We start from the raw sequence: 23,888 nt of genomic DNA on the forward strand, positions 1-23,888 counted from the left end.
GCCGGGCGCCTCAACCGTCCAGACCCCGCCTTTTAGGCGTTGCGAACAGGCTCAGGACGCCGCGGCCCGCACCTCCTCTACTTCTTCGCGACGGTCGGCCATCTCGGCAGCGAGCAGGAGCGCGGCACGGCTAGCGCCGGTGGATGCTATCCCCTTGCCTGCGATGTCGTAGGCGGTGCCGTGCGCGGGCGTGCAGATCGGAAACGGAAAGCCGCCGAGCAGAGTCACGCCGCGATCGAAGCCCATCAGCTTCATCGCGATCTGTCCCTGGTCGTGATACATCGTCAGCACCGCATCGAAGGCGCCGTTCTTCGCGCGCAGAAACACCGTGTCGGCCGGGAACGGTCCCTCAGCGACAATGCCATCGCGCTGGCCGGCTTCGACCGCGGGGGCGATGATATCGATTTCTTCGCGGCCGAAATTGCCGCCGTCGCCGGCGTGCGGATTGAGCCCGGCGACTGCAATGCGCGGCCGCGCAAAGCCGGCGTTGCGCATGCAGCTGTCGGTCAGCTTCAGCGCGCGATGGATGCGCTCAGCGGACAATCGCGCAGCGACGTCCTTCAGCGGGATGTGCGAGGTGACCCGCGCGTTCCAGAGCTCGCCCAGCACGTTGAACTCGCTCGCCGCGGTCTTGAGCCCGGCGATTTCCGCCGAGAACGCGATCTCGTCGTCATAGTCGGCGCGGGCAAGCCGCATCGCCTGCTTGTTGAAGGGGGTGAAGCAGACCGCATCGACGCGGCCGTCGCGGCCAAGCTCGAGCGCGTGCCGGTAATTGGCCAGCGCGAACCCGCCGCCGGCAAGGCTCGCAACGCCGCGTTCGACCTCCGCCGGATCGAGATGGCCAAGATCGACGAACAACGCGTCGCCCTCCGCCGCGCGGAGATCGGCGCCCTGCTCCACCGTCTTCAGCTCCGGCGTAACGCCGGCAACGCGCGCGCCTTCATCGAAGATACGGCGGTCACCGATCACGACCAGTCGGGCACGGGCGCGGATGTCGTCGAGCGCCACGAGCTTCGCCGTCAGCTCCGGGCTGATGCCGGCGGGGTCTCCCATTGCGAGAGCAACGAGCGGCTTTGCGGTCATATGATCACCTTCTCCTGGCTTGTCGTCTCGTGTGCGGGCGACGTTGGCTTGCGCCAGATGCGCGTGAGCTGCAACACCAGCGGAAGCAGCAACAGCGCGATGCCGGCGACCACCAGGCAGGTCACCAGCCGGTTGGCAAAGAAGATTCCGAGCGAGCCCTTGGACATCAGCATCGACTGCCGGAACGCGTCCTCCGCCTTGTCGCCGATGACGATCGCGAGCACCAGCGGCGCCAGCGGATAGAACAGCTTCTTGAAGAGATAGCCGACGATCCCGAAGCCGAGCATCATGACCACGTCGAGATAGGAATTCGACACCGAATAGGCGCCGACGACGCAGATAATCACGATCAGCGGCGCGATAATCACGAAGGGAATCCGCATCAGGGCGGCAAACACCGGTACCGTGAGCAGCACCAGCGCGACGGCGACGATGTTGCCAACATACATCGAGGCGATCAGACCCCACACAAAGTCCTTCTGGTCGACGAATAGCATCGGCCCGGGATTGAGCCCCCAGATCATCAGCCCGCCCATCATCACGGCCGCGGTGGCCGAGCCGGGAATGCCGAGCGAGAGCATCGGCAACAGCGCGCTGGTGCCGGCGGCATGATCGGCCGTCTCCGGCGAGATGATGCCTTCGACCTCGCCGGTGCCGAAGTGGCGGCCACGGCGCGAGAAGCGCCGGGCGATGCCGTAGCTCATGAAGGACGCCGCGGTCGGACCGCCCGGCGTGATTCCCATCCAGCATCCGATCGCCGCACTGCGCAGCAGCGCAACGCCATGCCGCGGCAGGCGCGCCACCGCGCGAAACACCTCGCCCCAGTCGATCTTCGAGGAGACCGCGCGGGCGTGAACCTCCTCCTCGACAGCGACCAGGAGCTCGCCGATACCGAACAGGCCCATCACCGCGACGACGAAGCTCACGCCCTTCACGAGCTCGTCGACGCCCATCGTGAGGCGGACGCTCCCGGAGACCGTGTCGATGCCGATCGCAGCGATCGCAAAACCGATCGCGAGCGCCACGACGGTCTTGATCGGCGCCGCGCCGCCCATACCGACGAAGCTCGCAAAGGCAAGGAAATAGACCGCAAAATATTCCGGCGGCCCGAAAGCGAGCGCGACCTGCGCCACCCATGACGCCAGGAAGGTGATCAGGATGACGCCGGCCAGCGCGCCGAACGCAGCCGAGCCGAAGGCGGTAGCGAGCGCGGTCGTGGGCCGGCCGTCGCGCGCCATCGGATAGCCGTCGAAGGTGGTCGCCACCGACGATGGCTCGCCGGGAATGTTGAACAGGATCGAAGTGACGGAGCCGCCGAACAGCGCACCCCAATACATGCTGGAGAGCAGGATGATCGCCGATACCGGCTGCATGCCGAAGGTCAGCGGCAGCAGCAGCGACACGCCGTTCGGCGCGCCGAGCCCCGGCAGCACGCCGACGAGAATGCCGAGCAGCACTCCGATCACCATCAGCACCAGATGCGGCACCGTGACCGCGATCGTGAAGCCGTGCAGGAGTTCCTGGAGATTATCCATCGACGTCTCCGTCAGAACCCGAACGCGGCGGCAAGCGCGCCGTGTGGCAGCGTCACCTGGAACATGCGCTCGAACACGACGTAGAGCGCGAGCGCTGTCGCCGCCGCCATGGCGAGCGCGCGCGGCATGGACTGATGTCTGGGGATCGCGAGCACCGCGAAGATATAGATGGCCGAGGCGAGATACATCCCGAGCAGCGGAATCGCCGCAACGAAAATTGCGGCCGGCACGAACAGGCTTGCGAGCCGGCGCAGCTCGGTCGGCGTGATCGCCACGGGAACGCTCGCGAGCGTCGCGGCCGGCAATGCGCCGCGCACGAGATTGTACAGGCTGCCGAGAACGATGATGACGCCGGTCAGGAACGGGAATGTGCCGGCGTCCACGCCCGCGCTCGACCACCCGATCCCGTTGTCGAGGCTGGAGACGACCACCGCGGCGCCGAAGCTGCCGGTGAGGATGGCGGTCGACAGTTCAAGAGCGCGGCGCGATATCATCGAGGGCTCCTGGAGGGCGACTGACAACAGGACATCATGGCGCGGTGCCTCGCCATTTCACTTGATGAGCCAGCCCTGCTCGCTCGCCACCTGCTTGAGGTGCTCGAGATCCTCCTTGATGAACTTGTCGAAGTCGCCGCCGGTCAGGAACGTGTCGACCTGGGAGGTCTTCTCGATGTAGTCCTTCCATTCCGGCGTCGCCTGCACCTTCTTCATGAGGTCGACATAGAACGCGGCCTGGTCCGGCGTGACCTTGCCAGGCAGCCACACCGTGCGCGGCTGCTCGTACTGCTTGATGTCGAGGCCCTGCTCGACGCAGGTCGGAACGTCGCTCCAGCCTTCCGTCGCGGTGATCTTCGGCCCCGGCGGCAGCCGCTTCGGGCTGAAGGCGCAGAGCGGACGCTGCGTTCCGCCGCGCCATTGTCCCAGGCTTTCGCTCGGATTGTTGACGTGGGAATCGATGTGCCCGCCGGCGAGTTGCACGGCGGCCTCGGCGCCGCTTTTGAAGGGGATGTAGGTCAGTTTGACATGACCGGTCTTCTCGATCATGCGGGTCAGCACCTCGTCGGTGTCCTTTGACTGCGCGCCGCCCATCTTGAATTCGCTCGATGCCGCCGCCTTCAGATAGTCGCCCGCGGTCTTGTAGGGCGCGTCCTGCTTGACCCAGAGCAAGAACTCGTCCTGCGCCATCGCTGCGATCGGGGTGAGGTCGGTGTAGTTGAAGGCGACCTTGGAGACGAGCGGCTGCTGCCATGCATTCGACGTGCCGAAGATCACCTTGTAGGGATCGCCCGCAGAGACCTTGCCGTAGACATAGCCTTCGGCACCGCTGCCACCGCCCTTGTTGACGACGACGATCGGCTGCTCGGTCAGCTTGTACTTGGTGATGATGTTCTGCACCGCGCGCGCAAGGTTGTCGGTGCCGCCACCCGGCCCAGCAGTGGCAACGAACTCGATCGGCTTCTGCGGTTGCCAGGCCGCAGACGCCGGCATCGTGCCGGCGAGGACGACCGCGGCTGCGGAAAGCAGAAGTGCTGACGTGCTACGCATGGTTTCCTCCGGCTGATCTTTTGTTTTTATCGGTTGTTCTGGTCCGTCGTATCGACGTCCGGTCAGGCGACTCGTTCCTCGCGCTGTGTGGACGCCGAAACGATTGCGCCCTGTTTTTCGAGCGCTTCGATCTGCTCCTCATCGAACCCGTATTCCGCCAGCACCTCGTGCGTATGCTCGCCATAGACGGGGGCACCGGAACGGACCTTGCCAGGCGTCTCCGAGAATTTGACGGGAAGCCCGATGGTCTTCACCGGACCGAGCCTCGAATGCTCGACCTCGACGACCATCTCGCGCGCCAGCGTCTGCGGATCACTCAAGGCTTCCAGCATGTCGTGCACGGGTCCGCACGGCACGCCCTTCTCATCCAGCGCCGCGAGCCAATGCGCCCGCGTCCTGGTGCGGAAGCGCTCGCTCAAAACCTTCTCGAGCTCCTTCAGATGCGCCATGCGGTCGGCACCGGTGGCGAAGCGCGGATCGGCGGCGAGCTCGCTCGCGCCGAGCGCTTCCAGCATCAACAGCCAATGCTTCTTGTTGGCGCCGCCCACCACCAGCCAGCCGTCGGAGGCTTCAAAGGCCTGATACGGCGCATTGAGCGGATGCGCCGACCCCATTGCGCGCGGCGCGGTGCCCGCGGCCAGCGCAATCGTCGATTGCCAATAGGTCTGCACCAGGGCTGCTTCATAGAGCGAAGTCTCGACCCACTGCCCTTCGCCGGTCTTCAGGCGATGCGTGTAGGCCGCGAGGATGCCCATGCTCGCGAGCAGGCCGGCGGTGATATCGGACAGCGGCGGGCCGCATTTCACCGGCGGACCATCGGGGCGCTCGCCGGTAAAACTCATGATGCCGCTCATCGCCTGCGCGACGAGATCGAAGCCACGACGGTGCTTGTAGGGACCGGTGCGGCCAAAGCCCGACAGCGAGCAATAGATCAGCGACGGAAACTCCCTGTGCAGGTCCTCGTAGCCGAAGCCGAGGCGCTCCATGGCGCCCGGGGCAAAATTCTCGACCAGCACGTCGGCACTCGCTATCAGCCTCCGCAGCACCTCCTTGCCGCCGGAGGTCTTCAGATCCAGCACGATGCCGCGCTTGTTACGGTTCATCATCAGGAAGGAGGCGGCCTCGTCGCCAATCTTCGGCGGCACCGAATGGCGGGTGTCATCGCCGTTCGGCCATTTCTCGATCTTGATGACGTCGGCGCCCATGTCGGCGAGCATCAAGGTGCAGGTCGGCCCGGCCATGACATGGGTGAGATCGATGACCTTGAGGCCGGCCAGCGGTCCCGTGGGGCGAGCGGTGGCGTGCGATTGATCCTTTTTCATCGGCTCGTCCTATTGGCCGCGCCATTGCGGGGCGCGCTTGTTGAGGAACGCATCGAGCCCTTCGCGAAAATCCTGGCTCGTGTAGCACATCAGGATGAGGTCTTCGCCCTCCTCCCGCGTCAGCCGCTTTTGCAAGCGGGCCACCGCCTGCTTGGTCGCATTCAGCGTCAGCGGCGCGTGGCTCGCGACGAGGCGAGCGACCTCGTCGGCACGCTTGTCGAGTGCCGCGCCATCCTCGACGATTTCGCTGAGCAGGCCGACGCTTGCGGCTTCCGTGGCATCAACAAGACGCGCAGTGAAGATCAGATCCTTGACGCGTGCAGCCCCTATGAGCGCGGTGAGACGGCTGACATTGGACATCGACAGGCAATTGCCGAGCGTTCGCGCGATGGGGAATCCGATACGCGCACTCTTCGTGCCGATGCGCAGATCGCAGGCCGCTGCGATCCCCGCCCCTCCGCCGGTGCAGAAGCCGTTGATCGCGGCAATCGTCGGCACCCGGCATTGCTCGAGCGTGGTGAGCACGCGGTCGATCCGGTTCTCGTAGTCGAGCGCGTCCTGTGGCGTCCTGAATTCACGGAATTGATTGATGTCCGTGCCCGAGGCAAAGGCCTTTTCGCCTGCACCGCGCAGCACCAGCACCTTGATGGAATGATCGCTGCTCGCCTCTTCGCAAATCGCGGCGAGCCGCTCATACATGCCGAAGGTCAAGGCGTTGCGGGCCTGCGGGCGGTTGAAAGTAATCCGCCCGATGCTGTCCTCACGCTCGAAAACGAGGTCTTCCGCCTCCGCGACTGCCAGGTCCATTTCCCCGTATCCGTCTTGTTTTTTGCAGTTTTGAATGCAAAGTTTTGAATTTTCAAGCTGGAACTTCTAAACTTTCGTCGATAAACTCATTTTTGCATGCAAAATAGAAATTTGTCCGATGCTTCATGAGGACGTCGTCAGCCGCATCCGCGACATCCTGCTCGACGGCGAAATCCCGCCGGGCGCGCGGATTCCCGAGCGCGAGCTGTGCGAGCGGCTCCAGATCTCGCGCACGCCGCTGCGCGAGGCGCTCAAGGTGCTCGCCGCCGAGGGCCTCGTGCAATTGTTGCCCCATCGCGGCTCGCGCGCGGCAAAGCTGACCGACAAGGACATGCGCGATCTCTTCGAGGTCTGCCAGGGCCTCGAGGCGCTCGCCGGCGAGCTCGCCTGCGAGCGCATCACGGAGGACGAGATCGACGAGATTGCCGCCGCGCAAACGGCGATGGCGCAGCATTACCGCGATGGCGATCTGATCCAGTATTACCGCTGCAATCGCGCCATCCACGAAGCGATCGTTACCGCCGCCGGCAATCCCGTGCTCGCAAGCCTCTACAATTCGGTGACGGCGCGCATTCGCCGCGCACGCTACGTCACGCCGATGACGCAGCAGCGCTGGGCGCTCGCCGTCAGGGAACACGAAGCGATCCTCAATGCCTTGCAACGACGCGACGGCACAGGCCTTTCCCACATCCTGCGCGCTCATCTGCGCCACAAGCGCGAGGAGGTTTTGCAGGCCGGATTTGCCGAGACGGACGGCGCGGCTCTCGCTGCCGTGGATGACGGCGACAACTGAACGCGCTCGACGAAATCACAAGAGGCGGAGATTTATTCCAGCCCGGCGGCAACAATTCCGCCCCCTTAACTTCCGCGCGATCTCGACCTATATTGAGTGTCCCGAAACCAACGAAAGGAGGTGATCCAGTGTCTTATCTCAAGCGCTGTCACCTCGCTGGGATCGCCCGCTAGGCTCGACGTGAAGCCTGGCAGCGGGGCGCTCTCAGCCCTGGACCAGCGAGACAACAAATCGGGCGCGACGGGGTCTTCCCCGCCGCGCCTTTTCTTTAGATACCATCGCGGGATCAATTCGGATTGTGCGTAGGCCGGCCTAGCGTTGCAAAATCTCTCCCGCCTTGTATCCGACTCGCCATCGGGCAACGATCGTGTTACACCGAGCAGCAGTCCGCGAGCGAACAGCTGCAGCGGTCCAAAGACAGGGAATGTCTTAAAGCCAGTCTCGATGTATTCGAACTGTTTGTCAGAATAGAGAGCGTCCAGAACCTGAAGCGGCGAGACGTCTCCATTCTCGGGCTTGAAGTGATCGTCAAGACCGAGCTTTCTCGCTTCATCGTACGCAACGCAAAGCTGGTGGCCGATTCTTCTAATGCCAGCCAGATCAACGCCATTCTGCAGCAGATAGGCCTTCAGAGCCAGTTCTATGGCGTGGCCTATGAGGTAGTTCACCGGAATCGGGGCGTGAAGCTCATAACCGTCCATGCCGCCTATGGCCCTGTCGGTCGCGATCGCCGCGGCGTAGAACTCGATTGAATAGCGCACCATCCCGATAGGAGTAGACCTCTTCGGGTCGGTGAACGATTTAGGTTTGGTTCTCATTCGAGCCGCCCTTGCTGTCTCTATGATGCCCACGTTGGCAATGCAGCAGCAAGCGTGCCGCTGGATCAATACGGCAAGCTGCCAGTCAGCACTTCGCGGATCTTCTGCGACAGCTCCGACTTCCGGTACGGTTTTCTCAGCAGCGCGATACCGGGATCGAGGTGGCCCTCATGCACGATGGCGTCGTCGGTATAGCCTGACGTGTAGAGCACCCTCACATCGGGACGGCGCTCGCGGATCGCTTCGGCCAATTCCCGTCCGTTCATGCCGCCGGGCATGATGATGTCGGTGAACAGGAGATCGAACTTGATGCCCTGCCCCACCAGCGCGAGCGCGGCCGCGCCATCGCCGGCAACCAGCGTCCGGTAGCCGAGACTGCCGAGCTGGGCGATCACATAGCCCTGCACCAGCGGATCGTCCTCGACCACCAGGATCGTCTCGTGCCCGCGTGGCACGCTGGGCGCGGCCACGGGCCCGGCCTGGCTCGCCATCCGGCCGATAGAACGCGGCAGAAACAGCTTCACCACCGTGCCGCGGCCTTCCTCGCTGTCGATCGCGACCGTGCCGCCGGTCTGCTTGGCGAAGCCGTAGACCATGCTGAGCCCGAGCCCGGTGCCGCGGCCTATGCCCTTGGTGGTGAAGAACGGCTCGAACACGCGGTCGCGGATGTCGGCAGGGATGCCATGGCCGGTATCAGAGACCGCGATCATCACGAACTCACCCGGCTCCATCTCGCGATCGCCGGGCTCGCCCGCGCCGTCGAGCACGCGATTGGCCGTCTGAAGTGTGAGCTTGCCGCCGCCCGGCATGGCGTCGCGCGCGTTGACGGCGAGATTGACGATCGCCGAGGAAAGCTGTGACGGATCGGCCATCGCGAACCACGCATCTTCGGCGAGCTGGGCGTCGATCTCGATGTGCTCGCCGAGGATCGGCTTGAGCAGCCGCGCGGTCTCGACCACGAGGCAGTTGACGTCGATCTCCCGCGAATCGAGCGGCTGGCGCCGCGCGAAGGTCAGAAGTTGAGAGGTGATCTCGGCGCCGCGCGTCGCCGCGTCGTCGATCAACTGCGCGATCGCTGCAAGCTGCGGCTTGTCCGCAAGACCCTCCTGAAGGATCTCGATGGTCCCGGTGATCACCGTCAGCACGTTGTTGAAATCATGGGCGACGCCGCCGGTGAGCTGGCCGATCGCATCCATCTTCTGCGATTGCCGCAGCCGCTCCTCGGTCTCGTGCTGGTCGGTGAGGTCGGTGGTCGAGCCGCGATAGCCCAGGAAGCGGCCGTCGGCGTCGAACACCGGCCGGCCGTTGACGCTGAAATGCCTGATGCGTCCGGCCGCATCGCGGCCGCGATACTCGAACTTGCGGAACGGCTCGTGGCGCTCCAGCGCCGCCATGTGGTCGCGCCATTTCTGCGGCTCGGTTTCCAGATCGATTGCGCCGTCGGGACGCCGCCTGCCGACCACGCGATTGCGCATCATCCCGAAGGAGCCCGCGCGATCCGAGATGTAAGTGAACACGTGATCCGGGCCGGTCTCCCAGAACCAGTCGGACGCGGTTTCCGCGTAGTCGCGGAAGCGCTGCTCGCTGCGGCGCGCATCACCCTCGGCACGCCGCCGGACCTGGAGATCGCGCTCCAGATTGGTGTTGGCGAGCCGCAGATCGCCGTAGGCGCGCTGCAGGCTCGCGCACATGGCGTTGAATGCGTCGATCACCTTGTCGAGCTCGTCGGTCTCGTGCGACGGCCCGCGCTCCAGGTGCAACGGCGGCTGCGGTCGCGTCAGCGTGTATTTGCTGACGAACTCGGCGATGGCGACGAGGTGCCGGGTCACCAGCAGATGGAACATGTAGATGATGAAGAGCGAGACGAGGAACGTCTTGGCCGCCTGGCTCGCCAGGATGATCAGGGCTCGATTCAGCAATTGCCTGTAGACGTCGGTCAGCGTCGCCTCGACATGCAGCGTGCCGATCCTGTGCTTCTCGCCTTGTGTGACGTAGTCGATCGGATAGTCGCGGACCACCACCGAGCGGCCACCCCTGTCGCCGACCGCCACCCGAATCGGGTTGGGACGATCGGCGAATTCGCGAATCTCGACCGCCTGAATGTCCGGCAGCCGAAGGATGCCGTTGAGCTGGAGCTCGAGCTGGTTCCTGTCGAGACTCCACAGGCTTTCGCCGAGGCTGCCGAGATAGCTCCGGCCGATCTCGTCGAGCCGCGTCTCGATGATGCCGACCTCGCGCTGATATTCCAGATAGAGCTGAAGCGCGGTCAGCGTCAGCGTCACGATCGAGGAGAAGAGAAGCACGGCGGCGAGCAGGCGCAGGCCGATGCCGCTGCGAAACCAGGCGAACACGCGCGGCAGCAGGGAACCGATCGGGACCCCGATTCGGGCCAGATCCTCATTCGCGGCCGCCGGCGCGATGGCGCGGCCGCGATTGGGATCGTGCTCACCTGCGTTGCCCATGCACCACTCCCCCGAGATGGCGACGATCCTGCGTCGGCCCGTTACGGCCTGCCGCGGTTCGACAGTTCGGCTCCCCTGGAAGACCCGACCCGTTCGGGCAGCCTCCCTGCTAGATCCTGGACGAATATTCGTCTGTGGGGGGCAATCTTTGCGCCCAGCCGCAGGAAGCCTGCGCAAACTAGCACCATGCGTGCTAAAATGTCATCGGTGAAAGTGCGGAGTAGACCCCGCATCGCGGGTGGCGGATGGTCGCTGTGATTCGCGGGGCCAATCACCATCCGCGGTAGATCCCACCGAATCATCAATCCAGTGGTAGCAAGGACGAGTGGGAGACGCGTGATGTGGCGGATATGTCTTTTCGGCGCGTTGCTGCTGTTCGCCCACCCCTCACAGGCACAGTCGGTCATCCGGCTGGCGCGGATCGCCAACATCCCCGACCAGTATGTCGGCGGCGAGATGCTGCGCGTGGTCTATGCGCAGCTGAACATCAAGCTCGAATTCGAGGATGTGCCTGGCAAGCGTGCGCTCGCGCTTTCGAGTGCAGGCGAGCTCGACGGCGAGATCCAGCGGATCGGCACGCTGTCCAAGGACTACCCGACGCTGGTCCGGGTCACGCCCGCGATCAACTATATCCAGCCTTCTGCCTTCGCGACGAAGCTTCGTTTTGACGTCGCCGGCTGGGACTCGATCAAGGACTACAGCATCGGGATCGTGCGCGGCGTCGGCTCCTCGGAAAACGGAACGCGCGGAATGAGCCGCGTCACGGCGACCACGAACCTTGAGAGCCTGATCCAGATGCTGGACGCCGACCGTTTCGACCTGATGGTCACCGACCTCTTCAGCGGCCTCGTCGCGGTTCGCAAGCTCAACCTCCAGGCACGGATCTATCCGCTCTCGCCGCCGCTCGAGCGTATCGACATCTACCACTATCTGCACGAGCGCCACCGCGACCTCGTGCCGAAGGTCGGAAAAGTGATCGAGGAGATGACCGCAAGCGGCGAGCTCGCCAGATTGCGCGAGCAGCTCGTCAGGCAGGTGCTGAACGAGTCCTGACCGTCTGGCCGATCAGAGCACGCGATGCCGTTCGTGCACGGACATGCTCACGGGCCGCACTCCCTAGAATCCGCAGACATTGCGCGGCCGTTTTCCCCGGCGGCTTTCGACGATCGGCTCACCGCCGTTCAGGATCGAGCTGCCGTAGTAGCGATGGTGGCCGGCACCGTCGTGAAGATCGGCCGGTTCTGATGGCGTCGCGCGCCGCGCATCGCTGATGATCTTGATGGTCCGAGCTGACATTGAAGCCTCCGCCGCTGCCTGTCGTGTTCTTCGCCGCCATCAGTCGCGATCGCGGGAACCCGCGTTCAAGACGAAGCCGGACAATCGGGTTTCAGGACGGTTTCGTTGCCCGCGCGATCACGCAATATTTCCTGACCGGTGATTGTCGGACTCGTCGGCCGTCATACGTCCTTGCAAAGGTGCAAAAGTAGCGAGGTGACGATGCTCTATGCCATCCTGGCCTATCACGTGGAAAGCGAGGTCATGTCCTGGACGAAGGAGGAGGACGCCGCCGTCATGACAGGCCTTCGCAAGGTCCAAGAACCCTTGAAAGCCAAGGGACATTTCGGGCCGGCAGCGCGGCTCGACGAGACCAGGAGGGCGCGCACGCTGCGCGGCCCCGGCGCCGGCATGGTGCTCGATGGGCCCTTTGCCGAAACCAAGGAGCAGCTTCTCGGCTTCTACATCATGGAGTTTTCGGACGAGGCCGGCGCGGTCGCCGCCGCGCGGGAGCTACGCAAGGCCAATCCGGGCGCGGTCTACGAAATCCGCCCGATCAAGCTCTTCCTGCCGGCCGATGGGTTTGGCGCGACAGCAGACGTGAGATGACCCTCAGGTGTCTCTGGCCGGATTCCCCTTGACGAACCGGTGCATCAACAACGCGCCGAAGGCGAGAAACCAGACGAATTGCGCATATTCCGGCGCAACCGCGGCCACCAGCGTGCCCGGCAAGAACACCAGCACTGGAAAGATCGCAGGAAGGATCTCGTGAAGACGGCTGGCTCGGGCCGCGAGCCACCAGAGCCAGGCATTGAGGCCCGCAATCGCGGTCAGATGCAGGCCATAGAGCACCGCGACGGCACTGCTTAGCCGGTAACTGCCATAGAGTCCGTTGGTGACTGGCAGCAGGATGATCGAGAGCAGGAAAAACAGATTGAGCAGCACCACGCCTCGGCCAGCCTCGGGCTGGCGCGCAAGCCGCCGATGATGACTGATCCAGAACACGCCGGCGACGACGAAGGTCAGGATCAGGCCCGCCACGCGTCCGGAATAGAGATGGTCGAGATCGCTCCAGGTCGGCGCCGTCGTGAGCTCGTCGGCCTTGGGCAGGCTATAGGCGAGCAAGGTCATGGCCACACCGAAAATGGTGTTGCTGAGCGATTCCAGCCGGCGCATCTCGAACAGGTCGTTCTCGAGGTCGGTCGTGACGTCGGTCATCTGCGCACCCTCTCGGGACTGGAACCTTAAGCCCCGTCCTGTCCCCTAAATCCTAAAGCGTGTCCCGTCCAGCCGCATTGCGGATCGCGGCGGGATCGCGGAATCTGCAGCTTTCATCGGGGCGATTCGTGGCGGCTGCGACATATCTGGACACGCTGAATGCCGAGCAGCGCCGCGCCGTCGAGCATGGCGTGGCTAACGGCAGCACTGTCGGCGGTCCCCTCCTCGTCATTGCCGGAGCCGGTTCCGGCAAGACCAACACGCTTGCCCACCGGGTCGCGCATTTGATCGTCGCCGGCGCCGACCCGCGCCGGATCCTGCTGATGACCTTTTCGCGCCGCGCGGCCGCCGAGATGGGGGCCCGCGTGGAGCGGATCGCCAGAAAAGTGCTGGGCGAGAACAACGCCGCGATCATGCGCGACGCTCTCACCTGGGCCGGCACCTTCCACGGCATCGGCGCGCGGCTCCTGCGCGAATATGCCGAGCGGATCGGCGTCGATCCCGCCTTCACCATCCACGACCGCGAGGATTCCGCCGACCTGATGAACCTCGTGCGGCACGACTGCGGATTGTCGCGGACCGAAAGCCGCTTTCCAGCCAAGGGTACCTGCCTGTCGATCTACTCCCGCTGTGTGAACGCGGAGATGGAGATCGAGAAGGTGCTCGGCCAGCATTATCCGTGGTGCGCGGGCTGGGCTTCGGAGCTGAAGCGGCTGTTTGCGGCCTACGTCGAGGCCAAGCAGGCGCAGCACGTGCTCGACTATGACGACCTCCTGCTCTACTGGGCGCAGATGATGAGCGACGCGGGCATCGCCGGGGAGATCGGCGGCCGCTTCGATCACGTGCTGGTCGACGAATATCAGGACACCAACCGGTTGCAATCCACCATCCTGCTGGCGCTGAAGCCGGAGGGCCGCGGCCTCACCGTGGTCGGCGACGATGCGCAGTCGATCTATTCGTTCCGCGCCGCCACCGTGCGCAACATCCTCGAGTTCCCGCAAAGCTTTTCGCCGCGGGCCGAGATCATTACGCTCGACCGCAACTACCGCTCGACGCAAGCAGTGCTGGCGGCCGCCAATGGCGTGATCGGCCTCGCACGCGAGCGCTTCACTAAGAATCTCTGGACCGACCGCACCTCCTCGCACAAGCCGCAGCTGGTAGCCGTGCGCGACGAGGCCGAACAGGCGCGCTACATCGTCGAGCAGGTCCTGGCCAATCGCGAGCAGGGCTCGCTGCTCAAGCACCAGGCGGTGCTGTTCCGCACCTCCTCACACTCGGGCCCGCTGGAAATCGAGTTGACCCGCCGCAACATCCCCTTTGTCAAGTTCGGTGGTCTGAAATTCCTCGACGCCGCGCATGTCAAGGACATGCTGGCGCTGCTGCGCTTCATCGAGAACCCGCGCGACCGCGTCGCTGGCTTTCGCATCCTGCATCTGCTGCCGGGTGTCGGACCTGCAACCGCGCAGCGGGTGCTCGACCACATGGCAGAGAGCCCCTCGCCGCTTGCCGGGCTCTGCAAGCTTCCGGCACCGCCGCGCACCGGCGACGACTGGGCCGCCTTCATCCGCACGGTCGAGAATCTCAGCTATTCCGAATGGCCGGCCGATCTCGAGCGCGCGCGCCTCTGGTACGAGCCGCATCTCGACCGCATCCATGAAGACGCCGAGACGCGCCGCGCCGATCTGATGCAGCTCGAGCAGATCGCGAGCGGCTATGTCTCGCGCGAAAAATTCCTCACCGAGCTCACGCTCGATCCGCCGGATGCGACGTCCGACCAGGCCGGCGTTCCCCTGCTCGACGAGGACTATCTGATCCTCTCCACCATCCACTCCGCCAAGGGCCAGGAGTGGAAGTCGGTGTACCTCCTCAACGTCGTCGACGGCTGCATGCCGTCCGATCTCGGCGCCGGCACCAGTGCCGAGCTGGAGGAGGAGCGCCGCCTGCTCTACGTCGCGATGACCCGTGCCAAGGACGACTTGCATTTGATCGTGCCGCAGCGTTTCTTCACCCACGGTCAGGCCGCCTCGGGCGATCGCCACGTCTACGCCTCGCGCACCCGCTTCATTCCGGAAGCACTGGTGCCGCTGTTCGAGCGGACGACCTGGCCGAAGGCGCAAGCCGGCACGGCGCGGACCGCGGCGCAGGGGCCGAAGATCGATATCGGAGCCAGGATGCGGGGCATGTGGCGCTAGCGCCGGCCGCGCGCACGACGCCTCACGAATTCCAAGGGAGCATGGAGATGACGATAGCAGGAAAGAACGCGATCAAGGCGGAGCTCGACACGCTGCGGAAGCTCGCACGCGAGGTGATCCAGACGTCGAAGGGCAAGAGGCCCCTACCCGTCAAGGACCAGCGCACCCTGCGCCAGCAACAGAAACGCGCGGTCGAGGCCATCGTCGCCGAAATCAAGGAGCTCAAGCAGTTGAAGCGCCGCGTTCTCCAGGCGCGCGCCCCCGAGGCAATGGCGGAAAAATTCGTGCCTTGATGCGAGCGACAGCGGCGCTGGCCGCAGCTACGCACCCAGCCTGTCGACCTGAATCTTGCCCGCCTTCATCACCAGCGGAATGTGCTCGCCCTGGCCGAGCAGGCAGGCGACATCGCGCAAGGGATTGCCCTCGACCACCAGGAGGTCCGCGAAAGCCCCAGGCGTGACCCGGCCGAGCCTGCCCTCCATGCCGAGCACCTCGGCGCCGATCACGGTCGCGCTGGCGATCACCTCGCGCGGGCCGAGAATTTCGGCTCGGATGCGGAATTCGTCGCTCTGGAGGCGCTGCGACGGTCCAAGCAGATCGCTGCCAAAGCCCATCTTCACACCGGCCTTGCGATAGATCTCGAGCGAACGCAGACCGGCATCGCGCACGTCGGCGATCTTGGCGACGCTCTCGGCCGGGAGGCCATACTGCGCCCCCTCATTCGCCAGCGCCTCGTAGGTGACGAGCGTCGGAACGACATAGGCGCCCTTCTCGGCCATCAGTCGCGCGGTTGGCTCATCCACGAGATTGCCGTGCTCGATGGTGCGCACACCGCAACGAACGGCCCGCTCGATTGCCGCGGAAGTATAGGCGTGGGCGAGCACATAGGTCTGCCTCCCCCGCGCCTCCTCGACGATGGCGCGGATCTCGTCCTCGGAATAGCCGAAGGCGCCGACCGGATCGGTCGGCGAGGCCACGCCGCCGGACGCCATGATCTTGATCTGGTCGGCACCCATCTGGAGCTCCTCGCGCGCCGCCTTGCGCACGCCGTCGACACTATCGGCGACACGTGCCAGCGCGCCGACGCGCACGCAGCAGGGACAGGGTGCGTCACTGGCGAGATAATCCGAGCGCGCCCGCATGTCCCCGTGCCCGCCGGTCTGGCTGAGGGCGCGGCCGGAGACGAACAGACGCGGTCCGTCGGTTAGCCCAGTCTCGATCGCCTGCTTCAGCGCGTGGCCGGCGCCGCCGGCATCGCGGACCGTCGTAAAGCCCCGCCGCAGCATGCCGCGCAGCAGCAGCGTCGAGCGCAGCGTCACCAGCACGTTCGGCATGTGGACCTGCTGCGCCAGATTGAGCTCGACGGCGATCGCGTGCACGTGCAGGTCGATCAGGCCGGGCATCAGCGTCTTGCCCTTCAGATCGATGGTCCGGTCCGCGGAGGCCGATAGCGGCCGGTCCGAGACCTCCTTGATCAGGCTGTCCTCGACCAGCACGTGATACCCCTCCAGCAAGTCCGGCTTGAGCGGATCGAGCAGAGCGGCGTTCTTGAGGAGGATGCTGAACATGTCGGTTTCCTGTCTGGTCAGGACGGTGTGAGCAACGCGGGCAATGCGAGCTGGGCAAACGGGAGACAGGCGTCCACGTCGTCCTCGCCGTACCAGCACGCCTTGTGCAGCAGGTTGAGCGAGCCGAGCGTGCGCCCGCGCCAGCGCACGGGCATGTTGAGCACGCTCGCGCAGCCGAGCGAAGCAATCAGCTCATGGTCGGAGAACACGGTGCGCAGATCGTCCTGGGTGCGGCCGATATAGGCCTCGCCGCGGTCGAGCACCGCCTCAGTCCACGGCCCCGGCGCGAGGCGCTTGCGTCCGCCCGTGGGGTATGGGCCCGGCAGATTGGAATAAACCCGCGCCGCTTCCCCGGTGTCGTCATAGGTCAGGATCGTGAACAGCTTGTGCCCGATCGCCGACTTCAGGGCTCCGTCCAACGCCGCGAACAGTGCATCCGGCTGATCCGCCCTGCCCTGCGCAGCCGCGACAGTGCAGAGCAGCGGATCGGCACGGCGTTTGGTCCGCGTCATGCGACTTCACCCGTCGCAATGTCTTCCAGCGAACGGCCGCGCGTCGGCACGCCCATCAGCACGACCGTGACGGCACCGATCAGCAGCACGATGGTGGTGATGCCGAACACGCCAGCGAAACCGAAATTGGGATAGAGATAGCCGACCAGAATCGGCGAGATGATCGCGCCGATGCGGCCGATCGCGGAGGCAAGCCCGGCGCCCGTGGTCCTGACCGGCGTCGGGAACACCTCGGCCGTATAGGCATAGACGCCGGCATAGGTTCCGTTCATGAAGAAGGACAGGAAGATGCCGGCGAGCATGATCTGCTGCTCGCTCTGCGCGAAGGCGAGCCCGAGCGCGCTGGCGCCGCCAAGCAGCATGTAAGACGCGATCGTCGCCTGTCGGCCGATCCGCTCGTTGAACCAGGCGGCGCTGAAATAGCCGGGCACCTGCGCGCAATAGATCGCCAGCGAGTAGGAGAAGCTCTTGGTGATGCTCATGCCGTTCTGGACCAGGAGGCCCGGAATCCAGACGAAGAATGAGTAATAGCTGAAAGTGATCGCGAGCCACATGATCCAGGTCATGATGGTGATGCGCGCCTGGCGACCTGCGAGCAGAGCTGCGAAATTGGCGAGCAGCGTCCCCGTCGTTGTCGCGGGTGCGGCGGCTTCGACCACCGGCTGCGGCAGGACGTAGCCCTCGCGCACGAAACTAGCCTCGATCCTGTCGAGGACAGCTTCGGCTTCCTTCTCCCAGCCCTGGCTTTCGAGCCAGCGCGGCGATTCCGGCAGCGCCCGGCGCCACCACAAGAGCATGACGACCGGCAGGGCCGTAATGACAAGCACGATGCGCCAGCCATTGTCGTAGGACGGAACGATGAAGTAGCCGAGCAAGGCTGCCGCCACGAAGCCGAAGGAGAAGAAGCCGGCCAGCGAGCCGGTAAAGCTGCCGCGAAAGCGCCGCGCCACGAACTCGGCGAGGTAAGGCGCGATGATCGCGCTCTCCGCACCGGTGCCCATGCCCGCAACGATGCGGGCGGCGAAGAAGGACGGCCAGCTATCCACCGCCGCACTGACGAGCGATGCGGCACAGTAGAGCGCCAACGCCGACATCATCACGGCGCGGCGGCCGATCAGGTCGCCCAGCGTGCCGGCACAGAGGGCACCGAACAGGAAGCCGATATAGGTGCTGCTGCCGAGCACGCCGATCTCGACGCTCGACAGATTCCAGGCCGTGCGCAGCACCGGCAGGATGAAGGCCAGCACGGCTGCGTCCATCGCGTCGAACATGTAGCCGAGCCCGCCCATCAGCAGGAGATGCGTGTGGAAGCGCGCGAACGGAAGGCGCTCGATGCGTGCCGATATCATTGACATGAAAGTCCCCCTCTGTCGGGCGGCCCGGCGCTCCGCCTATCCCGTGGGAGAAATCATAGACAAAGAGATATTATCGTCATAATTTATAATCATGATCTCATATATCACCATTGTGAATGTATTCCCGTGTCGTTTCGCGCGCTCGACCTCAACCTCCTGAAAGTCTTCGAGGCCTTGATGACCGAGGGCAGCGTCACGCGCGCCGCGAACGCGCTGACGATGACGCAGCCGGCGGTGAGCAATGCGCTTGCGCGCCTGCGCGATGCACTTGGCGATCCCCTGTTCGTGAGGTCAGGCACTGGCATCCGTCCCACCCAGCGCGCGGTGGTGCTGTGGGAGCCGATCGGCGAAGCCCTGGAAAGCGTGCGCGGCGCGCTCGACGAGCAGGTGTTCGATCCGCGCCGCGCGCAGACCGAGTTCACCCTGTCGATGTCGGACTACGTCGCGTCCCTCGTCATGCCGAACCTCTTGAACCATCTCGGCGAGGTCGCGCCCAAGGCGCGCGTCCACACCGTCCCCAACACCGTCCTGGAGATCGCCGATCAACTCGAGGACAACCGGGTCGATTGCGTGCTGAGCGTCTACGTCAACGAAGCGCAGCAGCCGGCCGCCATTCGCTCGCGCTCGCTGTGGACCGTCGACTACGCCTGCTTCATGCGGCGCGGTCATCCGCTTGCGGCCATGAAGCGGCTGAGCACCCGCACTTTCCTGAACGCGGGGCATGTCGATGTGAGTTTGGCCGGCAAGACCCTGCCGTCCTACGATTTCTTCCTCGCCTCGCGTGGCCTGTCGCGCAACCTGGTTGCGACCGTCAATCACTACAGCGCCGCCTACGAGATCGTGCGCCAATCCAACCTGATCGCCGTGCTGCCGAGCGATCTGCGCTCACAGTCGCGGCACGCGCCGTTCCTGCACGCCGTACCGCTTCCGCTCCAGGCGCCGCCGCGCATCGTCAGCCTGTTCTGGCACCAGCGCAACGACACCGTGCCCGCGCAGCGCTGGCTGCGCGAGACCCTGGTCGGGATGTTCGCGAAGTCGGAGTGAGGCAAAGCCTCGGCGGCCGTTCGGATGCAAGAATGGAAACCGAGCTTTTCCCAAAGGCAGCTTGTGAAGCGCGGACCACCGTCTAAATCAGTGATGCCTTCCCCAGAGTACCTGATCAATGACCGCACCGCTCGAATTCGGACTGGATACCTTTGGCGACGTCACCAAGGACGCCTCCGGCACGCCGCTGCCGCATGCGCAGGTGATCCGCAACGTCGTCGAGGAAGCGGTGCTGGCGGATGAGCTCGGCATCGACTTCATCGGCCTTGGCGAGCATCATCGGGCTGATTTTGCGATCTCCTCGCCGGAAATCGTGCTCGCCGCGATCGCGGCCCGCACCAAACGCATCCATCTCGGCTCTGCCGTGACGGTGCTCTCCTCGGACGACCCCATCCGTGTGTTTCAGCGGTTTGCGACGCTGGATGCGCTCTCGAACGGACGCGCCGAGGTGATCCTGGGGCGCGGCTCGTTCACGGAATCTTTCCCGCTGTTCGGCTTCGACCTGCGCCGTTACGAGGAACTGTTCGAGGAAAAACTCGACCTGTTCGCCGCACTTCTGTCCCAGAAGCCGGTGACCTGGGATGGCAAGCTGCGTCCGCCGCTGAAGAACCAGCTCGTCTATCCGCCGGTCGAGCACGGCCAGCTCAAGACCTGGATCGGCGTCGGCGGCAGCCCGGAATCGGTGGTGCGCGCCGCGCATTACGATCTGCCCTTGATGCTCGCTATCATCGGCGGCGATCCCAAGCGCTTTGCACCCTATGTCGAGCTCTATCACCGCGCCTACAAGGAATTCGGCCGCGCGGTGAAGCCGATCGGCGTGCACTCGCCCGGCTATGTCGCCGAGACCGACGCGCTGGCGCGCGAGGAGCTCTGGGCCGACTACAAGACCATGCGCGACCGCATCGGCAAGGAGCGCGGCTGGCCGCCGATGGGCCGCGACGAGTTCGTGCAGGAGGCCGACCACGGCTCGCTCTATGTCGGCTCGCCCGAGACGGTCGCGCGCAAGATCGCCGCGACCGCGAAGGCGCTCGGCATCTCGCGCTTCCAGCTCAAATATTCCGCCGGGCCCCTGCCCCATGAGAAGCTGATGCGCAGCATCGAACTCTATGGCAGCAAGGTGATCCCGATGGTCAAGGAGATGATGGGCTGAGGTTTAGTCTCAGCCCTTGAGCGCGGTGACAACGACCTCGATCAGGGCGCTGCCACCGAGATCGGCGACGCCGACGGTCGCGCGCGCCGGCAGATTGTCGCCGAAGAACTCGGTCCAGACCGCGTCCATCTCCTTCTTCTTCGACAGGTCGGTCACGAAGATCGAGGCGCTGACGATGCGCGAGGCATCGCTGCCCGCTTCCTTCAGATAGCCGGCGATCTTGCCGAGGATGTTGCGGGTTTGCTCGCCCATCGACACGCTGGTGTCGTCTGCGATCGTGCCGCCGACGAAGACGAAACCAAGGGCCTCGACGGTGCGGTGCATGATCGGCGTGCGGATGCTGCGGGTGATGGTCATGAAGTCCTCTTCTTGTGTTGCTCAGGAATTGGATGGACGAAAGCGGTCGATGCTGAGATCGCCGATCCGCGTCTGGGTGCCGCCGTTCACGATCAGCTCCGCCATGACGGCGCCCGCGCCGGGGCCGAGCTGGAAGCCGTGCAGCGAGAAGCCGAACTGATGGTAGAGCCCGGCGTGGTGCGCGCTCGGGCCCAGCACGGGCAGATCGTCCTTTGTCTTCGCCTCGATGCCGGCCCAGGCGCGCATGATGGTGGCATCGCGCATCACCGGAAACAGCTCGAACACGGTACGGGCGCTGATGGCGAGGCTCGGCCAGTCCAGCACCGTCTCGTTGCGGTCCTGGTCCGGCGTCGCCAGATGGCCGCCGCCGATCAACACGGTGCCGTTCTTGAACTGCTTGAAGGACAGCTTGCGGCCACGCAGGATCACCACGGGGTCGATGAAATGCGGCACGCGCGAGGTGATCATCAGCATCGGCGCCACGGTCTCGACCGGCACCGGCTCGCCGAGCGCGGCGGCGATGCGCCCTGCCCAGGCGCCGGCGGCGTTGACCAGCACGGGTGCGGCATAGGTCTCACTGCCGACATCGACGCGCCAGAGCCCATCCTCGCGGCGGACATTGCTTGCGGCCACGCCCTCGCGCACGGTGGCGCCGAGCTGCTCCGCCTTGCGTCGGAACGCCGTCGTCGTCTGCGCCGGATTGGCCGCGCCGTCACGGCGCGAGACCACGCCGCCGGGACAGGTGTCGGCGACCGCGGGCACCAGCCGCCGCAGCTCGGTTCCGTCGATCAGCTCCTCATGGGTGAAGCCGAGCGCGTTCAGCTCGGCGACGCGCGCGCGGCATGCCGCAAGCTCGGTCTCGTTCTCCGCGACCAGAACCTGGCCGTGACTCTCAAAGCTGCAATCATCGTCGAGCAGCTCGTTTATCCGCTCCCAGATTCCCATCGAGCGGATCGAGAGCGGGATTTCGGCGACGTGCCGCGCGAGCTGGCGCACGCCGCCGGCATTGACGCCGGAGGCGTGGCGGCCAGCGTAGTCCTTCTCGATCAGCACCGGCTTCATGCCAGCGAGCGTCAGGTGCAGCGCCGTCGAGCATCCGTGGATGCCACCACCCACGATGATGGCATCCGCAAGCTTGGTCATCCCCTCACCACCGCCTTGATGTCATCTTCCGTCTTCGGCATCGCCGCGAGCTCGGCAAGCGTGATCGGCTTCACCGGTGCGCGCAGCCGGTAGTAGCCGATCTCCTGCGCCGTCTTGCCGCGCGCCTCGGCCATCAGCTCGGTGACGGTGAGGCCGCACAGACGCCCCTGGCACGGGCCCATGCCGGTGCGGCGATAGGCCTTGAGCTGGTTCGGCCCCGTCGCGCCGATCGCAACGGCATCGACGATGTCCCTGGCCGTCACCTCCTCGCAGCGGCAGACGATGGTGTCGCCTGCGGGAATGCGAAACTGGCGCGCAGGGCGGAACAGCGTATCGAGGAAGGCTCGGCCGCGCTCCGCCTTGGCGAGGTCGGCATGCAGCGCCGCCATCGGCGAGAGCTTCGCGGCAGCCGCGGGCGCAAGCGCCTCGACCGCGGCTCGCGCGGCGATGCGGCCGCGCACCACCGCGGCGTTCGCGCCACCGATGCCGGCGCCGTCACCTGCGATGGCAATTCCTTCAACCGACGTGCCGCCATTGCCATCGAGTACCGGCGACCAGCAGAGTTGCAGGTCATCCCAGCGATGCTCGACGCCGGCCGCCATCGCGAGATTGACGTTGGGCACGACGCCCTGATGCAAGAGAAGAAGGTCGGCAGGGATCGTCTCGCGATGGTTGCCCGCGACATAGCTCACGCTGGCGAGCCGCCCCTCGCCGGCCGCAGCAAGCTCGGTGACGCCGGTCGTCACCTCCACCTTGGCCTTTACCTCGCGCATCATCGCAAGGCCCTTCGTAAAGTAAGCCGACGTCACGAAGGCGAAGGCATGAGGCAGTGCGGCAAGATAGTTTTTGCGTTCGGTCGTATCGAGAATGCGATCGATCCGGCCGCCGAGGCGCAGGATCTGCGCCGCGAGCAGCCACAGCAGAGGTCCCTGGCCGGCAATCACCGTGCGGCTGTCAGGCACCAGCGCCGATGATTTCAGCATGGTCTGCGCGGCGCCCGCGGTCATCACGCCCGGCAGCGTCCAGCCGGGAATCGGGAACGGCCGCTCCAGCGCGCCGGTCGCAAGGATCACGCGCCGCGCCTTGACGAACGCGGATGCCCCGCCGACGGAAATCCCGATCTCGAGATGACGATCGAGACTCCAGACGGTCGCGCGATGGATGATCTCGGCCTTGCTCGAGCGCACCTCGCCGACGAGCTCGGCGCCCGCCCAATAGTCGGCGCCGAGCTGGTCGCGCGCCGTCACGGGCGTCGATGCGATCGCGCGCCAGACCTGGCCGCCGGGGCCCGGGTTCTCGTCGAGCAGCAGGGTCGACAGGCCGGCTGCTGACGCGGTGGCCGTTGCGGCAAGACCCGCGGGCCCGGCCCCGATCACGACGACGTCGTAGGCGTCACGCTGAGGAGCCGCGTTCATCGGCCGATCTCCCTCTTGCCTTTCTGGATTTCGATCTGCATGCCCGCAGCAACCGGCACCAGGCAGCCCTGGCGATTGCCGACACCATCGATGGTGACGAGGCAGTCGAAGCACACACCCATCATGCAATAGGGCAGCCGCGGCGCGCCGCTCACCGCGGTCTCGCGTCGCACGTCGCGCCCCGAGGCAAGCAGCGCAGCGGATACGGTGTCGCCTTCGCGCGCCTCGACGGCAACGCCATCGACGAAGATCTGCAACGATGGACGCCTGTCCTGGTCGGATCGTCTGAACATTG

The 23,888-nt window shown here is 65.2% G+C and carries 24 protein-coding genes; 7 read left to right on the plus strand and 17 right to left on the minus strand.

Annotation, left to right across the window (positions count from 1 at the left end):
- Positions 1-51: 51 nt before the first annotated feature.
- The 6 genes from Q2941_RS27455 to Q2941_RS27480 form a co-directional block, all read right to left on the minus strand.
- Positions 52-1,083 carry a 4-hydroxythreonine-4-phosphate dehydrogenase PdxA gene (locus Q2941_RS27455; RefSeq protein ID WP_458194290.1) on the minus strand — a complete coding sequence of 344 codons (1,032 nt, stop codon included), beginning with the start codon at positions 1,081-1,083 and terminating at the stop codon, positions 52-54.
- Positions 1,080-2,618: a tripartite tricarboxylate transporter permease gene (locus tag Q2941_RS27460; protein WP_458194291.1), complete on the minus strand. Its 1,539-nt coding sequence runs from the start codon at positions 2,616-2,618 to the stop codon at positions 1,080-1,082. The genes Q2941_RS27455 and Q2941_RS27460 overlap by 4 nt, the downstream gene beginning before the upstream one ends.
- A gap of 11 nt (positions 2,619-2,629) precedes the next feature.
- On the minus strand, positions 2,630-3,112 hold the full coding sequence (locus Q2941_RS27465) for a tripartite tricarboxylate transporter TctB family protein (protein ID WP_027525578.1): 483 nt from the start codon (positions 3,110-3,112) through the stop codon (positions 2,630-2,632).
- 57 nt (positions 3,113-3,169) lie between these two features.
- Positions 3,170-4,162 carry a Bug family tripartite tricarboxylate transporter substrate binding protein gene (locus tag Q2941_RS27470; RefSeq protein ID WP_458194292.1) on the minus strand — a complete coding sequence of 331 codons (993 nt, stop codon included), beginning with the start codon at positions 4,160-4,162 and terminating at the stop codon, positions 3,170-3,172.
- A 62-nt stretch (positions 4,163-4,224) separates the two neighbouring features.
- Positions 4,225-5,484, minus strand: coding sequence for a CaiB/BaiF CoA transferase family protein (locus Q2941_RS27475; RefSeq protein WP_027525580.1), 1,260 nt, complete (start codon positions 5,482-5,484; stop codon positions 4,225-4,227).
- Positions 5,485-5,493: 9 nt separating this feature from the next.
- Positions 5,494-6,291 carry an enoyl-CoA hydratase/isomerase family protein gene (locus Q2941_RS27480; RefSeq protein WP_458194293.1) on the minus strand — a complete coding sequence of 266 codons (798 nt, stop codon included), beginning with the start codon at positions 6,289-6,291 and terminating at the stop codon, positions 5,494-5,496.
- Positions 6,292-6,409: 118 nt separating this feature from the next.
- On the opposite strand from Q2941_RS27480, the gene Q2941_RS27485 reads away from it, so the two are divergent.
- Positions 6,410-7,084 (plus strand): GntR family transcriptional regulator, encoded by a 675-nt coding sequence (locus Q2941_RS27485; RefSeq protein ID WP_198031847.1) that lies wholly within the window; start codon positions 6,410-6,412, stop codon positions 7,082-7,084.
- A gap of 65 nt (positions 7,085-7,149) precedes the next feature.
- On the opposite strand, the gene Q2941_RS27490 is transcribed toward Q2941_RS27485, so the two are convergent.
- Together Q2941_RS27490 and Q2941_RS27495 are read right to left on the minus strand one after the other, a co-directional pair.
- Entirely contained in the window at positions 7,150-7,902 is a 753-nt protein-coding gene (locus Q2941_RS27490; RefSeq protein WP_458194294.1) for a hypothetical protein, read from the minus strand.
- Between the two features lie 65 nt (positions 7,903-7,967).
- Positions 7,968-10,364, minus strand: a complete 2,397-nt coding sequence (locus Q2941_RS27495; RefSeq protein WP_027525583.1) for an ATP-binding protein — start codon at positions 10,362-10,364, stop codon at positions 7,968-7,970.
- Between the two features lie 339 nt (positions 10,365-10,703).
- Between Q2941_RS27495 and Q2941_RS27500 the strand changes: the two genes are divergently transcribed.
- Positions 10,704-11,417, plus strand: a complete 714-nt coding sequence (locus Q2941_RS27500; protein ID WP_027525584.1) for a substrate-binding periplasmic protein — start codon at positions 10,704-10,706, stop codon at positions 11,415-11,417.
- A 63-nt stretch (positions 11,418-11,480) separates the two neighbouring features.
- Here Q2941_RS27500 and Q2941_RS27505 read toward each other — a convergent pair whose 3' ends face one another.
- Positions 11,481-11,660 carry a hypothetical protein gene (locus Q2941_RS27505; RefSeq protein ID WP_027525585.1) on the minus strand — a complete coding sequence of 60 codons (180 nt, stop codon included), beginning with the start codon at positions 11,658-11,660 and terminating at the stop codon, positions 11,481-11,483.
- A 201-nt stretch (positions 11,661-11,861) separates the two neighbouring features.
- Between Q2941_RS27505 and Q2941_RS27510 the strand changes: the two genes are divergently transcribed.
- Entirely contained in the window at positions 11,862-12,248 is a 387-nt protein-coding gene (locus Q2941_RS27510) for a YciI family protein (RefSeq protein ID WP_254111938.1), read from the plus strand.
- 3 nt (positions 12,249-12,251) lie between these two features.
- On the opposite strand, the gene Q2941_RS27515 is transcribed toward Q2941_RS27510, so the two are convergent.
- The gene (locus Q2941_RS27515) at positions 12,252-12,857 is read right to left on the minus strand and encodes a TMEM175 family protein (protein WP_458194295.1); all 606 of its coding nucleotides are present in this window, start codon (positions 12,855-12,857) and stop codon (positions 12,252-12,254) included.
- Positions 12,858-12,985: 128 nt separating this feature from the next.
- Here Q2941_RS27515 and Q2941_RS27520 point away from each other — a divergent pair, with 128 nt between their 5' ends.
- Positions 12,986-15,049: an ATP-dependent helicase gene (locus Q2941_RS27520; protein ID WP_458194296.1), complete on the plus strand. Its 2,064-nt coding sequence runs from the start codon at positions 12,986-12,988 to the stop codon at positions 15,047-15,049.
- Between the two features lie 47 nt (positions 15,050-15,096).
- Entirely contained in the window at positions 15,097-15,342 is a 246-nt protein-coding gene (locus Q2941_RS27525; RefSeq protein WP_156944567.1) for a hypothetical protein, read from the plus strand.
- Positions 15,343-15,369: 27 nt separating this feature from the next.
- On the opposite strand, the gene Q2941_RS27530 is transcribed toward Q2941_RS27525, so the two are convergent.
- Genes Q2941_RS27530 through Q2941_RS27540 form a run of 3 tightly spaced genes read right to left on the minus strand, consistent with a single transcriptional unit; the run spans position 15,370 to position 18,484 of the window.
- Complete coding sequence (locus Q2941_RS27530) at positions 15,370-16,617, minus strand: metal-dependent hydrolase family protein (protein ID WP_458194297.1); 1,248 nt, start codon at positions 16,615-16,617, stop codon at positions 15,370-15,372.
- 17 nt (positions 16,618-16,634) lie between these two features.
- A complete protein-coding gene (locus Q2941_RS27535; RefSeq protein ID WP_458194298.1) occupies positions 16,635-17,129 on the minus strand; it encodes a GAF domain-containing protein in 495 nt (164 codons plus the stop codon).
- A complete protein-coding gene (locus Q2941_RS27540) occupies positions 17,126-18,484 on the minus strand; it encodes an MFS transporter (protein WP_027525592.1) in 1,359 nt (452 codons plus the stop codon). The genes Q2941_RS27535 and Q2941_RS27540 overlap by 4 nt, the downstream gene beginning before the upstream one ends.
- 120 nt (positions 18,485-18,604) lie before the next feature.
- Between Q2941_RS27540 and Q2941_RS27545 the strand changes: the two genes are divergently transcribed.
- Together Q2941_RS27545 and Q2941_RS27550 are read left to right on the plus strand one after the other, a co-directional pair.
- Positions 18,605-19,528 carry a LysR family transcriptional regulator gene (locus Q2941_RS27545; RefSeq protein WP_027525593.1) on the plus strand — a complete coding sequence of 308 codons (924 nt, stop codon included), beginning with the start codon at positions 18,605-18,607 and terminating at the stop codon, positions 19,526-19,528.
- A 118-nt stretch (positions 19,529-19,646) separates the two neighbouring features.
- Positions 19,647-20,678: an LLM class flavin-dependent oxidoreductase gene (locus Q2941_RS27550; RefSeq protein WP_027525594.1), complete on the plus strand. Its 1,032-nt coding sequence runs from the start codon at positions 19,647-19,649 to the stop codon at positions 20,676-20,678.
- Between the two features lie 9 nt (positions 20,679-20,687).
- Here Q2941_RS27550 and Q2941_RS27555 read toward each other — a convergent pair whose 3' ends face one another.
- From Q2941_RS27555 to Q2941_RS27570, 4 genes are read right to left on the minus strand one after another with little or no spacing between them, the layout of a single operon-like run.
- Positions 20,688-21,035 (minus strand): RidA family protein, encoded by a 348-nt coding sequence (locus tag Q2941_RS27555; protein WP_458194299.1) that lies wholly within the window; start codon positions 21,033-21,035, stop codon positions 20,688-20,690.
- Between the two features lie 21 nt (positions 21,036-21,056).
- On the minus strand, positions 21,057-22,178 hold the full coding sequence (locus Q2941_RS27560) for an NAD(P)/FAD-dependent oxidoreductase (protein WP_027525596.1): 1,122 nt from the start codon (positions 22,176-22,178) through the stop codon (positions 21,057-21,059).
- Positions 22,175-23,593 (minus strand): FAD/NAD(P)-dependent oxidoreductase, encoded by a 1,419-nt coding sequence (locus Q2941_RS27565; protein WP_458194300.1) that lies wholly within the window; start codon positions 23,591-23,593, stop codon positions 22,175-22,177. The genes Q2941_RS27560 and Q2941_RS27565 overlap by 4 nt, the downstream gene beginning before the upstream one ends.
- Positions 23,590-23,886, minus strand: coding sequence for a (2Fe-2S)-binding protein (locus Q2941_RS27570; protein WP_254111930.1), 297 nt, complete (start codon positions 23,884-23,886; stop codon positions 23,590-23,592). Before Q2941_RS27570 ends, Q2941_RS27565 begins: the two co-directional genes overlap by 4 nt.
- Positions 23,887-23,888: the final 2 nt, after the last annotated feature.

It is taken from the genome of Bradyrhizobium sp. UFLA05-153, from assembly GCF_054185185.1.